At 55.1% G+C, this 13374-nt stretch carries 12 protein-coding genes; 8 read left to right on the top strand and 4 right to left on the bottom strand.

What is annotated here, in order from left to right; genetic code table 11:
* Positions 1-25: 25 nt before the first annotated feature.
* The 4 genes from M2407_RS16030 to map form a co-directional block, all read right to left on the bottom strand.
* The gene (locus tag M2407_RS16030) at positions 26-415 is read right to left on the bottom strand and encodes a DUF3461 family protein (RefSeq protein WP_006318690.1); all 390 of its coding nucleotides are present in this window, start codon (positions 413-415) and stop codon (positions 26-28) included.
* Between the two features lie 128 nt (positions 416-543).
* A complete protein-coding gene (gene dapD / locus M2407_RS16035) occupies positions 544-1368 on the bottom strand; it encodes a 2,3,4,5-tetrahydropyridine-2,6-dicarboxylate N-succinyltransferase (RefSeq protein ID WP_020828368.1) in 825 nt (274 codons plus the stop codon).
* 43 nt (positions 1369-1411) lie between these two features.
* Positions 1412-4090: a bifunctional uridylyltransferase/uridylyl-removing protein GlnD gene (gene glnD, locus M2407_RS16040; RefSeq protein ID WP_176984336.1), complete on the bottom strand. Its 2679-nt coding sequence runs from the start codon at positions 4088-4090 to the stop codon at positions 1412-1414.
* Positions 4091-4164: 74 nt separating this feature from the next.
* Positions 4165-4959, bottom strand: coding sequence for a type I methionyl aminopeptidase (gene map, locus M2407_RS16045; protein ID WP_020828366.1), 795 nt, complete (start codon positions 4957-4959; stop codon positions 4165-4167).
* 361 nt (positions 4960-5320) lie between these two features.
* Here map and rpsB point away from each other — a divergent pair, with 361 nt between their 5' ends.
* From rpsB to rseP, 8 genes are all read left to right on the top strand, one after another.
* Positions 5321-6046, top strand: coding sequence for a 30S ribosomal protein S2 (rpsB, locus tag M2407_RS16050; protein WP_020828365.1), 726 nt, complete (start codon positions 5321-5323; stop codon positions 6044-6046).
* A 128-nt stretch (positions 6047-6174) separates the two neighbouring features.
* Entirely contained in the window at positions 6175-7026 is an 852-nt protein-coding gene (tsf, locus tag M2407_RS16055) for a translation elongation factor Ts (RefSeq protein WP_020828364.1), read from the top strand.
* A gap of 273 nt (positions 7027-7299) precedes the next feature.
* Positions 7300-8025 carry a UMP kinase gene (gene pyrH, locus M2407_RS16060; RefSeq protein WP_004952223.1) on the top strand — a complete coding sequence of 242 codons (726 nt, stop codon included), beginning with the start codon at positions 7300-7302 and terminating at the stop codon, positions 8023-8025.
* Positions 8026-8148: 123 nt separating this feature from the next.
* A complete protein-coding gene (gene frr, locus M2407_RS16065; RefSeq protein WP_020828363.1) occupies positions 8149-8706 on the top strand; it encodes a ribosome recycling factor in 558 nt (185 codons plus the stop codon).
* 157 nt (positions 8707-8863) lie between these two features.
* Entirely contained in the window at positions 8864-10060 is a 1197-nt protein-coding gene (ispC, locus tag M2407_RS16070; RefSeq protein WP_046372774.1) for a 1-deoxy-D-xylulose-5-phosphate reductoisomerase, read from the top strand.
* Positions 10061-10338: 278 nt separating this feature from the next.
* Positions 10339-11097 carry a (2E,6E)-farnesyl-diphosphate-specific ditrans,polycis-undecaprenyl-diphosphate synthase gene (gene ispU / locus M2407_RS16075; protein ID WP_020828361.1) on the top strand — a complete coding sequence of 253 codons (759 nt, stop codon included), beginning with the start codon at positions 10339-10341 and terminating at the stop codon, positions 11095-11097.
* Between the two features lie 9 nt (positions 11098-11106).
* Positions 11107-11955, top strand: a complete 849-nt coding sequence (cdsA, locus tag M2407_RS16080) for a phosphatidate cytidylyltransferase (protein WP_259218586.1) — start codon at positions 11107-11109, stop codon at positions 11953-11955.
* 28 nt (positions 11956-11983) lie between these two features.
* Positions 11984-13339 carry a sigma E protease regulator RseP gene (rseP, locus tag M2407_RS16085; RefSeq protein ID WP_130016976.1) on the top strand — a complete coding sequence of 452 codons (1356 nt, stop codon included), beginning with the start codon at positions 11984-11986 and terminating at the stop codon, positions 13337-13339.
* Positions 13340-13374: the final 35 nt, after the last annotated feature.

A 13374-nucleotide genomic window follows, 5' to 3' on the forward strand; every position in this document is an offset into this window, starting at 1 on the left:
CCAGTAGATCCAGTTCGCTGAACCCTTACTTACCGCGGGTCAGTTTTTCCAGATCGGATTCGATCTCGGCAATCTTGTGGGAAACCACGCCTTCCAGATGACGCAGGTCATCAAGAATTTTGCGTTTCAGATCCACTTCAACTTGGTCCCGCTGGCACAGCTGATCCAGCTCATCAATCACGTAACGCAGGTTCGGGTTAATTTCGTGGATTTCTTTGTAACCCTGGCCGGCATTGTCCGCGACCACGGTCTTGCGTTGGCGCGGGTATTTGAACTTCACGCTTTTGGCAAAGAACTCGCCTTTATCCTTGCGGAAATAAATCTTAAGAATGTCGTTATTGGCCTCCTGACGCAGGCTATAGCGATCGACATCTTCCGGTTGATTGATTCCTAAGCTTTTCAGGTTGTCATACATAATAGCGCCACCTTATAAATAGACTTTATTCCACGGTCTGGGATTATGGCGAATAACCACGCCAGAGACTGTGACTGCTCACGTAATGAAGACAAAAAGATAGCGGGTGATTCACCCGCTATCTTAATTTAGTCGATGGTGCGCAATAACTCATTAATGCCGACTTTACCGCGCGTCTTGGCATCGACTTTTTTGACGATCACTGCGCAGTACAGGCTGTAAGAGCCATCTTTGGACGGCAGGTTACCGGAAACCACCACCGAGCCGGCAGGCACGCGGCCGTAGTGCACTTCACCGGTTTCGCGGTCGTAAATGCGGGTGCTCTGGCCCAGGTATACGCCCATGGAAATCACGGAACCTTCTTCTACGATCACGCCTTCAACCACTTCTGAACGCGCACCGATAAAGCAGTTGTCTTCAATGATGGTCGGGTTGGCCTGCAGAGGCTCCAGTACGCCACCGATGCCGACGCCGCCGGACAGGTGAACGTTCTTGCCGATTTGCGCGCAAGAGCCGACGGTAGCCCAGGTATCCACCATGCTGCCTTCGTCAACGTAAGCGCCGATGTTCACATAGGATGGCATCAGAACCGTGTTGCGGGCGATGAATGCGCCCTGGCGAACGGTCGCCGGTGGCACTACGCGGAAGCCTTCTTTCTGGAAGCGCGCTTCGTCGTAGTCGGCGAATTTCATTGGCACTTTGTCGTAATAACGGGTTTCTGCACCGTCCATCACTTTGTTGTCATTGATGCGGAAAGAAAGCAGCACGGCCTTTTTCAGCCACTGATGCGTTACCCACTGACCGTCAATCTTCTCGGCAACGCGCAGGGCGCCGCTGTCCAGCAGGCCGATCACCTGGTTTACCGCTTCGCGCGTTACGGTGTCTACGTTCGCCGGGGTGATTTCCGCGCGGCGCTCGAAGGCGTTTTCAATAACGTTTTGTAATTGCTGCATGCTGTTCTCTGTCCTGATGTTGTCTACGAAAAGGTTACTTGTATCACAATTTATCGTTTGGATTGAGGGCCTCTGTCAACCGTTGTTCCAACTTTCTGCGCGTTTCCGGGTTAAGGGCGCGTCGATCGCTGTCGGCCAGAATAAATAAATCCTCAACCCGCTCGCCGATGGTGGAGATGCGCGCGCCATGCAGTGACAAACCGAGATCGGCGAACACTTCGCCTACCCGGGCCAGCAGGCCTGGCTGATCGAGCGCGGTCAGTTCCAGATAGCTGCGGCGGTCGGTATGGGTTGGCAGGAAGCTGACTTCGGTCGGCACGCTGAAATGACGCAGCTTGGAGGACGGCCTGCGCACGCGCGGCGGCTGATATTCCCGCTGGGTAATGGCCTGCACCAACGCATGGCGGATCGCCGCATGGCGGTCCTGCGCCAGCGGGCTGCCATCCGGCTCCAGTACGATAAAGGTATCCATCGCCATGCCGTCGCGATTAGTGAAGATCTGTGCGTCGTGCACGCTCAGGTTGCGACGATCCATCTCGCCGGCCACGGCGGCAAACAGGTATGGGCGATCCGGACTCCAGATGAAAATCTCGGTGCCGCCGCGTGTCGCCTGGCGGCTGACCAGCACCAGAGGCTGGGTGGAGTCATGGGCCAGCAGATGGCGTGCGTGCCAGGCCAATTGGTTCGGCGAATGGCGCAGGAAGTAATCGGCACGACAGCGGCTCCAGATACGGTGCAGCGCTTCTTCGTCGATATTGTCCATGCGCAGCAGCGCCAGCGCTTGCAGGCGGTGGTGACGCACGCGTTCGCGCAAATCAGGGCTGTTCTGCATGCCGCGGCGCAGCTGCTTTTCGGTGGCGAAATAGAGCTCACGCAACAGGCTCTGTTTCCAGCTGTTCCACAGGGTCTCGTTGGTGGCGCAGATGTCCGCTACGGTCAGGCAAACCAGATAACGCAGGCGGGTTTCACTCTGCACTTCGGCGCTAAACTGCTGAATCACCGTCGGATCCTGAATGTCGCGCCGTTGGGCGGTGACCGACATCAGTAAATGGCAGCGAACCAGCCAGGCCACCAGTTGAGACTCACGGGAATTCAAACCGTGCAGCTCGGCGAACTCCAACGCGTCCTGCGCGCCGAGGATCGAGTGGTCGCCGCCGCGGCCTTTGGCGATATCGTGGAACAGCGCCGCCAGCAGCAGAAGTTCAGGGTTCGGCAGGCGCGGATACAGCTCAACGCACAGCGGGTGACGTGGCCGTGTTTCGGCATCGGCAAAGCTTTCCAGTTTTTGCAGGACGCGAACGGTGTGTTCGTCGACGGTGTAGGCATGAAACAGGTCGAACTGCATTTGCCCGACAATTTTGCCCCACTGCGGCATATAGGCCCACAGTACGCTGTGGCGGTGCATCGGCACCAGCGCCCGCGAAACGGCACCTGGGTGACGCAGGATGGCCATAAACAGATCGCGTGCTTCCGCAATGGTGCACAGCGGCTGTTTCAGATGGCGGCGCGCATGACGCAACTGGCGGACGGTGGTGGAGTAAATGCCTTTGATTTCGCGGTTGCGCACCATCAGGTAGAACATCCGCATGATCGATTCCGGCTGACGAATAAACAGCGTTTCGTCACGCAGGTCGATCAGGTCGCCACGCAGTTGAAAATCTTCGTTCAACGGCCGGGGTTTTTCCGTGGCGTCCAGCGCCAGAATCGCCTCATCGAACAGTTGCAGCAGCATGTGGTTCAGTTCGCCGACGCGGCGGGTCATGCGATAAAAATCTTTCATCATGCGCTCGACCGGCTCGTTGCCTTCCCCCTCATAACGCAGCAACTGCGCCACGTTAAGCTGGCGATCGAACAGCAGTCGGTTATCGTAGCGGGGCAACACCAGATGCAGCGCGAAGCGAATGCGCCACAGGAAGCTTTGGCATTCGTTAAGCTCGTTGCGTTCGGCCTGGGTCAGAAAACCAAAGCCGACCATTTCGTCCAGCGAAGTGGCGCCGAAGTGACGGCGCGCTACCCACAGCAGGGTGTGAATGTCCCGCAGGCCACCGGGGCTGCTCTTGATGTCCGGCTCCAGATTGTAGCTGGTGCCGTGGTAGCGTTGGTGGCGCTCTTGCTGTTCGACCAACTTGGCGTGGAAAAATTGGGGGGAGGGCCAGAAGCCGTCGCTGAAAATGTGCTTTTGCATTTGCAGGAACAAGGCCACATCGCCGCAGATCATGCGTGATTCAATCAGGTTGGTGGCGACGGTCAGATCCGCCAGACCCTCCAACAAGCACTCTTCCAGCGTACGTACGCTGTGGCCCACTTCCAGCTTAAGATCCCACAGCAGGGTGATAAACTCCCCCACGCGCTGGGATTGCTGTTCATTCAGCCGGCGCTGGCTCAGCACCAGCACGTCAATGTCCGAAAGCGGGTGCAATTCGCCACGGCCATAACCGCCGACCGCCACCAAAGCGGTTTCCGGGATATCTTCGAAACCGTAGAACACCCACAGGCGACGCAGCAGGCGATCGATAAAGTCGCTGCGGGCGGCGACCAGGCTTTCGGCGCTGGAGCCGGCATTGAACGCTTCTGCCAGCCACAGTTGGAACTGTTCGAGGCGCTGTTTCAGCGCGACGCAGTTGAGCTCCTCATCGCCATAGGCGTTGGGATATTCAGGCTGCTCCGGCACGGCCTGTCGTGGAATGACCGAGGTGTCTTGTTGGCGAAAGTTTTCAGACATAGTACGCAGCCCATAAAAAAGGCCGGCAAAAGCCGGCCTGTGACATCATGCATCGCGGCAATACGCCGCGGCGCTTACATCTCGTGCGTAATGATGTTGGGGATGGTGTCATCCTTGCGCAACGTCATTATCTCGCAGCCGTTATCTGTGACCACAATAGTATGCTCATACTGCGCCGACAAGCTGCGATCCTTAGTTTTTACCGTCCAGCCGTCTTTCATGGTGCGGATGCGGTAATCACCGGCATTGACCATTGGCTCGATGGTGAAGGCCATGCCAGGTTGCAGTACCACACCGCCGTCGTCGGCATCATAGTGCAGCACCTGCGGTTCTTCGTGGAACACTTCGCCAATGCCGTGGCCACAGTATTCGCGCACCACGGAAAAGTTTTCGGCTTCAACGAATTTCTGGATCTCTTTACCCAGCGTGCGCAGGCGGATGCCAGGCTTCACCATTTTCAGCGACAGATAAAGGCTTTCCTGCGTGATGCGGCACAGACGCTCGCCCAGAATGGTCGGTTTGCCGACGATGAACATCTTGGATGTGTCACCGTGGAAACCCTCTTTGATCACGGTAACGTCGATATTCACGATGTCGCCGTCCTTCAGAACCTTGTCATCGCTCGGAATGCCGTGGCAGACCACTTCATTAACCGAGATGCACACGGATTTCGGGAAACCGTGGTAGCCCAGACAGGCGGAAATCGCCTGCTGCTTGTTGGTGATGTGGTCGTGACAGATACGATCGAGTTCGCCGGTGGTCACGCCAGGCTTGACGTGCGGCTCGATGATTTCCAGCACTTCGGCAGCCAGACGGCCGGCCACGCGCATTTTTTGGATGTCATCAGGTGTTTTAATTGAGATTGCCATGAAATTCGTCCGCAGGTGTCGTGCTCGCCGACAACAGAAAGAAATAATAAGAAGCAGTCTCTTATGGTATCAGTCCGGCCTGAGGCTGCCAAATTTGATTTCTCGACGATGACGACTGTGGCAACAAAAGTTGGTGTCCGGGGTGGGTTTATGGTATAAAGCGCGCCGGCAGATCCGCGTCTTGGTCCTTGCGATAAGGACGGGAAAGGCCGAAAATACTTTAACTGCACTCACATTGTGTAAATAACACACACGTATCGGCACATCCGCCGGGGTGCCCTGAGGTGATTTATCACCGCCAGGGTCGGCGTTATGGGATACGTGGAGGCATAACCCCAACTCACTCTATAGAGGTTTAATCATGGCAACTGTTTCCATGCGCGACATGCTCCAGGCTGGTGTACACTTTGGTCACCAGACCCGTTACTGGAACCCGAAAATGAAGCCTTTCATCTTCGGCGCACGTAACAAGGTTCACATCATCAACCTGGAAAAAACTGTACCAATGGCCAACGCAGCACTGGCTGAACTGACCAAGATCTCTTCCCGTAAAGGTAAGATCCTGTTCGTTGGTACTAAGCGCGCAGCAAGCGAAGCGGTAAAAGAATATGCTAACACCTGCGATCAGTTCTTCGTGAACCATCGCTGGTTGGGCGGCATGCTGACTAACTGGAAAACCGTTCGTCAGTCAATCAAACGTTTGAAAGATCTGGAAATCCAGTCTCAAGATGGCACCTTCGACAAGCTGACCAAGAAAGAGGCGCTGATGCGTACTCGCGAACTGGCCAAGCTGGAAAACTCCCTGGGTGGTATCAAAGACATGGGTGGTCTGCCTGACGCTCTGTTCGTTATCGATGCCGATCACGAACACATCGCGATCAAAGAAGCCAACAACCTGGGTATCCCGGTATTCTCTATCGTTGATACCAACTCCGATCCAGACGGCGTTGACTTCATCATCCCTGGTAACGACGATGCAATCCGTGCAATCAAATTGTACCTGACTGCCGTTGCTGCCGCCGTCCGTGAAGGTCGTTCTCAAGATCTGGCCGTTCAAGCGGAAGAAAGCTTCGTAGAAGCTGAATAATAAGGCAAGCTCGTCACTGAGCCCTTATTAACCAGGTATTGAATATGTTGGTTAGGGGGGCCTTTATTGGCCCCCTTTGCTTATCTGAATGAGAACTGTCTCTACGTGAGATAACCGAGGAAAAAGAAATGGCTGATATTACCGCTGCTCTGGTAAAAGAACTGCGCGAGCGTACTGGCGCTGGCATGATGGATTGCAAAAAAGCTCTGGTCGAATCTAACGGCGACATCGAGCTGGCAATCGAAAACATGCGTAAATCTGGCGCGATCAAAGCGGCGAAAAAAGCAGGCAACGTAGCTGCTGACGGCGTGATCAAAACCAAGATCGAAGGCAACTACGGCGTGATCCTGGAAGTAAACTGCCAGACTGACTTCGTTGCTAAAGATGCCGGTTTCCAGGCATTCGCTGACAAAGTGCTGGACGCTGCTGTTGCAGGCAAAATCACTGACGTTGAAGTGTTGAAAGCACAGTTCGAAGAAGAACGTGTAGCGCTGGTTGCCAAAATCGGTGAAAACATCAACATCCGTCGCGTGGCTTCCCTGGAAGGCGAAGTGCTGGGCAGCTACCTGCACGGCGCACGTATCGGCGTTCTGATCGCGGCTAAAGGCGCTGACGAAGAGCTGGTTAAGCAAATCGCCATGCACGTTGCGGCGAGCAAGCCAGAATTCGTTAAGCCTGAAGATGTGTCTGCTGAAGTGGTAGAAAAAGAGTACCAGGTTCAGCTGGACATCGCCATGCAGTCTGGCAAGCCGAAAGAAATCGCTGAGAAAATGGTTGAAGGCCGCATGAAGAAATTCACCGGCGAAGTTTCTCTGACCGGTCAGCCTTTCGTTATCGAACCAAGCAAAACCGTTGGCCAGGTGCTGAAAGAGCACAACGCTGACGTCGTTAACTTCATCCGCTTCGAAGTGGGCGAAGGCATCGAAAAAGCGGCAAATGACTTTGCTGCTGAAGTTGCTGCAATGAGCAAGCAGTCTTAATGACTGTATACCCGATAGATTTCGCGGTGCGGCAAGGCGGCAACTGAGCGAACTCCCAGGAGCCTGGTTCACCAGGTGACTTGGGGTAAGTGAAGGCAGCCAACGCAGCGGCAACGTGAAAGATGAAGGGTATAATGGAGCCGCCGTCAGGCGGTTCCATTTTATCCAGCCAGAATTACACCGGTGGCAGGCCCTGTGGCAATATACTCATCACAGGCGCACTTCATCGGCTGAAATCCCCAATACTAATACTGCTTCTTAGGACAGAACACCATGGCAACCAATGCAAAACCCGTATATCAGCGTATTCTGCTCAAACTGAGTGGCGAAGCCCTGCAAGGCGCAGAAGGTTTTGGTATCGACGCTAGCGTTTTGGATCGCATGGCTCAGGAAGTTAAAGAGCTGGTCGAACTGGGAATTCAGGTCGGTGTAGTTATTGGCGGCGGTAACCTGTTCCGCGGCGCGGGCCTGGCGCAGGCCGGCATGAACCGCGTAGTGGGCGACCACATGGGAATGCTGGCTACCGTGATGAACGGCCTGGCTATGCGTGATGCACTGCACCGTGCCTATGTGAACGCCCGCCTGATGTCAGCCATTCCGTTGAACGGCGTGTGCGACAACTACAGCTGGGCCGAGGCGATCAGCCTGCTGCGTAATAACCGCGTGGTGATCTTCTCCGCCGGTACCGGCAACCCGTTCTTCACCACCGATTCTGCTGCGTGTCTGCGCGGGATCGAGATCGAAGCGGACGTGGTATTGAAAGCGACTAAAGTGGATGGTGTATACTCCGCTGATCCGGTTAAAAATCCGGATGCAACGCTGTACGAACATATCACCTATCAAGATGTACTGGAGCGCGAGCTGAAAGTGATGGATCTGGCGGCGTTTACGCTGGCCCGCGATCACGGTCTGCCGATTCGCGTATTCAACATGAACAAGCCAGGTGCGTTGCGCCGGGTGGTGATGGGTGAGAACGAAGGCACGCTGATCAGCAAATAAGGCTGTTCTGCCCAATTTAGCGGGAGCGGGTAACGTGGTGCGTTATGCGCTCTCCTTGAGTAAAATTCACGGGCTATACTGTGGTATGGCCTGCCAAGTCTCCAGCTTCCAAGGGTTTGCAACGTGATTAATGAAATCAGAAAAGATGCTGATTCACGCATGGAAAAAAGCGTAGAAGCATTCAAAAACCAAATCAGCAAAATCCGTACCGGCCGTGCTTCTCCAAGCATCCTGGACGGCATCATGGTGGAATACTATGGTTCTGCAACGCCGCTGCGTCAGTTGGCTAACGTGACCGTAGAAGACTCCCGTACCCTGGCAATCAACCTGTTTGATCGCTCCCTGGGTTCAGCGGTAGAAAAGGCCATCATGGCGTCTGATCTGGGCCTGAACCCAAGCTCAGCCGGCAGCGTGATCCGTGTTCCGCTGCCTCCGTTGACCGAAGAGCGCCGTAAAGACCTGATCAAAGTGGTGCGCGGTGAAGCCGAGCAGGGTCGTGTTGCCGTACGTAACGTGCGCCGTGACGCCAACGACAAAGTGAAGGCGTTGCTGAAAGACAAAGAAATCAGCGAAGACGAAGATCGTCGTTCTCAGGACGACATTCAGAAAATGACCGACGCCTACATCAAGCTGCTCGATGCCGCGCTGGCGGACAAAGAAAAAGAGCTGATGGAATTCTAATCAGCATCGCGCAGAAAAAAAGCGTCGCCTGGGCGGCGCTTTGTTTTTTGTGGCGCAGATCCCGTTTCATCGTGCTGATTGATCATGGACAAGCGGTGGCGAAGGTTACACACTGGAGCACCTCCGATCTCATCAGACAGTTATTCAGAGTGAGCTCATGAAGCAACTGACTATTCTTGGCTCCACCGGCTCAGTGGGGACCAGTACCCTGGCCGTGGTCAGGGAAAACCCCGACCGTTTTGCGATTAAAGCGCTGGTTGCCGGCCACAACGTAGCGGTTATGGCGCAGCAGTGCATGGAATTTCGTCCGACCTATGCCGCGATGGCAGACGAAGGCGCAGCGCGTGAACTGCGCATCCTGCTGGCGGAAAATGGCGTTGCCACCGAGGTGATGGCGGGCGAGCAGGCCGCTTGTGAACTGGCGGCGTTGGATGACGTTGATCAGGTCACCGCCGCCATCGTCGGCGCTGCCGGGTTGCTACCAACGCTGGCGGCAATTCGCGCAGGCAAGCAGGTGCTGCTGGCGAACAAAGAGTCGCTGGTGACCTGTGGGCGCCTGTTTATGGACGCGGTGCAAAAAAGTCAGACGCAGTTGCTGCCGCTGGACAGCGAGCATAACGCGATTTTTCAGAGTTTGCCTGAGAGCATTCAGCGTCAGTTGGGATACTCTTCATTAGACAGTCATGGTGTGTCGCGCATCGTGCTCACCGGTTCCGGCGGCCCGTTCCGCACCACGCCACTGGAACAATTTGCCACGATGACGCCGGATCAGGCCTGTGCCCATCCCAATTGGTCGATGGGGCGCAAGATCTCGGTGGATTCCGCCACCATGATGAACAAAGGACTGGAATATATTGAGGCCCGCTGGCTGTTTAACGCCTCTGCTGAACAAATGGAAGTGATTCTGCATCCGCAGTCGGTGATCCACTCGATGGTGCGCTACACCGATGGCAGCGTACTGGCCCAGTTGGGCACGCCGGATATGCGCACGCCGATCGCCCATGCTATGGCTTACCCGCAGCGGGTCAGTTCTGGCGTGGAAGCGTTGGATTTTTGTCGCATCGGCTCGCTGACCTTTGCCGAACCTGAACGGGAACGTTATCCCTGCCTGTATCTGGCCATCGAGGCCTTTGACGCCGGGCAGGCGGCAACCACCGCACTGAATGCGGCTAACGAAGTGGCCGTGGCGGCGTTCCTGCAGGAGCAGATTCGCTTTACCGATATTGCGGCGGTGAACCAAAAAGTGGTCGAACGGCTATCCCTGCAGGAACCGTCCTGCATTGATGCGGTCTTAGAAATAGATCGCCAGGCACGTGAGGTTGCAGTTGGGTTGGTTAAATCACTGCGTAACTGATAACGGCATTTATCTTATTTTGTTCGCAAATTACGCGTGCCGCAGTGGGGCCGTTTGTTCAGGCCCGGCTGAGGTGATATAGTCTGCGCCACTTGTCAGCGGTTATACCGTTGAATTCTGGCCCGATTGATATCTCGAACGCCAACGGAGCAGCGGAAATTACCGACTGTCTCCAGGCAGACTGAAAAGCCGTGTCGGGCACACGGCTTTTTTTGCGCGTAAGGGCCTGATGTTCCGGAAGGGCAGTTGTATTTCTATTGAGGAAATAAGTACGAGTTATGTCGTCCGCAAATCAACAAGAGGCTAATCCGTCCACTCTGGGGCCACGGCATGTTGCCATTATCATGGACGGTAACGGGCGCTGGGCTAAACGTCAGGGTAAGTTACGTGTCTTCGGTCATAAAGCAGGGGTGAAATCGGTTCGTCGCGCGGTCAGTTTTGCCGCCAACAACCATTTAGATGCGCTCACGCTTTATGCCTTCAGCAGCGAGAACTGGAACCGTCCGGTGCAGGAAGTCTCCGCCCTCATGGAGCTTTTCGTCCGAGCCTTGGACAGCGAAGTAAAAAGCCTGCATAAACATAACGTCAGACTGCGGGTGATCGGCGATATCAGCCGTTTCAGCGCGCGTTTGCAAGAGCGGATCCGTCGCTCTGAGCAACTGACTGAAAATAACGATGGCCTGACGCTCAACATTGCTGCCAACTATGGCGGCCGTTGGGATATTATTCAGGGAGTAAGGGAACTGGCTGAGCAGGTGAAGGACGGTTCGCTGCGTCCGGATCAAATTAGCGAAGAATTACTGGGTGAGCGGGTCTGCATGAGCGATCTGTCACCGGTGGATCTGGTGATCCGTACGGGCGGTGAACACCGCATCAGTAACTTCTTACTGTGGCAAATTGCTTATGCCGAACTTTACTTTACTGATGTACTCTGGCCTGATTTTGATGAACTTGTCTTTGAAGGTGCGCTGAATGCATTTGCACAACGCGAGCGTCGCTTCGGGGGAACAACACCTATCGGCGCCAATGCGTCCTAGGGGGAACTTTTGCTGAAGTATCGCCTCATAACGGCTCTGATTTTAATCCCGATGGTTATCGCGGCGTTGTTCTTGCTGCCGCCGGTGGGCTTTGCCCTGGTAACGCTGGTTGTGTGCATGCTGGCAGCCTGGGAGTGGGGCCAACTGGCCGGTTTTACCTCCCGCTCGCAGCGCATCTGGCTGGCGATATTGTGCGGCTTCCTGCTGGCGCTGATGATGCTCAGCATTCCGGCCTACCACCAGTCGGTTCACCTGCCTCAGGTAGGCGGGCCACTGTGGCTGTCATTGGCCTGGTGGTTGGCGGCGCTGCTGCTGGTGCTGTTTTATCCGGGGTCTGCCGCGCTGTGGCGTAATTCGCGTCCAATACGTCTGATTTTTGGTTTGCTGACCATAGTTCCGTTCTTCTGGGGCATGCTGTCGTTGCGTCAGTTCGGCTATGAACAAAACCACTTCACCGGCGCCTGGTGGCTGCTGTATGTGATGTTGCTGGTTTGGGGCGCGGATTCCGGCGCCTACATGTTCGGCAAGCTGTTCGGCAAGCATAAGCTGGCGCCAAAAGTTTCTCCGGGGAAAACCTGGGAAGGGCTCATCGGTGGTTTGATTACCTCGGCCCTGATATCCTGGTTGTTTGGCCGTTACGCCCCGTTGAATATCGTGCCGACCACCTTACTGATTTGTTCGGTGATTGCCGCACTGGCTTCCGTGCTGGGCGATCTTACCGAGAGCATGTTCAAACGCGAAGCGGGTATCAAAGACAGTGGTCATTTGATACCGGGTCATGGCGGTATACTGGATCGTATCGACAGCCTGACCGCAGCAGTGCCTGTATTTGCCTGCCTGATGCTGTTAGTGTTTTAATCCGTCAACGACGGGGAGTGAAGGGATTATGGGTAGCGTGCTCTGGAACTTAGTCGCATTTCTTATTGCACTCGGTGTTTTGATCACCGTGCACGAGTTCGGGCACTTTTGGGTAGCCCGTCGCTGCGGCGTCCGTGTAGAACGCTTTTCCATCGGCTTTGGCCGCGCCTTATGGCGCCGTACTGACCGTCAGGGGACGGAGTACGTGATTGCCCTGATCCCTCTGGGCGGTTACGTGAAGATGCTCGATGAGCGGGTTGATTCGGTTGCACCGGAATTCCGCCATCAGGCATTTAACAACAAAACCGTGTGGCAACGCGCCGCTATCGTCAGTGCCGGCCCTATCGCCAACTTCCTGTTTGCTATTCTTGCTTACTGGCTGGTATTTATTATCGGCGTTCCCAGCTTCCGTCCTGTGATTGGTGAAATATCGCCACAGTCGATTGCTGCCCACGCTGAAATTTCGCCTGGAATGGAACTTAAGTCCGTTGACGGTATCGAAACGCCTGATTGGGAATCAGTTCGTCTGGCGCTGGTGGCGAAGATCGGCGACGCGGAAACCGAAGTGGGTATCGCGCCGTTTGGCTCTTCTCAGGTGGTGACTAAAACCCTGGATTTGCGCCAGTGGAATTTCGAGCCGGACAAACAGGATCCCGTGGTGGCGTTGGGTATTATTCCGCGCGGCCCACAGATAGAATCTGTCCTTGCCGAAGTGCAGCCGGGGTCGGCGGCACAAAAGGCGGGTTTACAAGCGGGGGACAGGATCGTTAAAGTCGACGGTCAGCTATTGGGTCGTTGGCAAACGTTGGTTAAACGGATCCACAACGGCCCTGGGCAACCGCTGGTTTTAGAGATTGAAAGAAACGGCGCCCCCTTGTCTTTGACGCTGATACCGGATACAAAGCCGGTGGGAAAAGACAAATCGGTGGGTTTCGCCGGCATCATTCCGAAAGTGCTGCCGCTGCCGGACGAGTATAAAACGATTCGCCAGTATGGACCTTTCCCAGCGCTGTATCAGGCTGGGGACAAGACCTGGCAGCTAATGAGCCTCACGGTCAAAATGCTGGGTAAATTAATAACCGGTGATGTAAAGCTGAACAACCTGAGTGGCCCGATTTCGATTGCACAGGGAGCAGGGGCGTCAGCCGGGGTCGGGTTAGTGTATTATCTGATGTTCCTGGCGTTGATCAGTGTCAACCTGGGTATCATCAACCTGTTCCCATTACCGGTGTTAGATGGTGGGCATCTCCTCTTCCTGGCGATAGAAAAGCTGAAGGGTGGGCCGGTTTCCGAGCGAGTACAGGACTACAGTTACCGCATAGGTTCGATCGTGTTGGTGCTTTTAATGGGTCTTGCACTTTTCAATGATTTTTCTCGCCTTTAGGGGCGGGGATAGGTTAGGAAGAACGCATAACAACG

The organism is Serratia sp. BIGb0234, from assembly GCF_024809915.1.
Lineage (GTDB): Bacteria > Pseudomonadota > Gammaproteobacteria > Enterobacterales > Enterobacteriaceae > Serratia > Serratia liquefaciens.

Coding starts and splice junctions, on each gene's coding strand:
- M2407_RS16030 (WP_006318690.1), bottom strand. CDS start 415: ATGTATGACAACCTGAAAAGCTTAGGAATCAATCAACCGGAAGATGTC.
- dapD (WP_020828368.1), bottom strand. CDS start 1,368: ATGCAGCAATTACAAAACGTTATTGAAAACGCCTTCGAGCGCCGCGCG.
- glnD (WP_176984336.1), bottom strand. CDS start 4,090: ATGTCTGAAAACTTTCGCCAACAAGACACCTCGGTCATTCCACGACAG.
- map (WP_020828366.1), bottom strand. CDS start 4,959: ATGGCAATCTCAATTAAAACACCTGATGACATCCAAAAAATGCGCGTG.
- rpsB (WP_020828365.1), top strand. CDS start 5,321: ATGGCAACTGTTTCCATGCGCGACATGCTCCAGGCTGGTGTACACTTT.
- tsf (WP_020828364.1), top strand. CDS start 6,175: ATGGCTGATATTACCGCTGCTCTGGTAAAAGAACTGCGCGAGCGTACT.
- pyrH (WP_004952223.1), top strand. CDS start 7,300: ATGGCAACCAATGCAAAACCCGTATATCAGCGTATTCTGCTCAAACTG.
- ispC (WP_046372774.1), top strand. CDS start 8,864: ATGAAGCAACTGACTATTCTTGGCTCCACCGGCTCAGTGGGGACCAGT.
- ispU (WP_020828361.1), top strand. CDS start 10,339: ATGTCGTCCGCAAATCAACAAGAGGCTAATCCGTCCACTCTGGGGCCA.
- rseP (WP_130016976.1), top strand. CDS start 11,984: ATGGGTAGCGTGCTCTGGAACTTAGTCGCATTTCTTATTGCACTCGGT.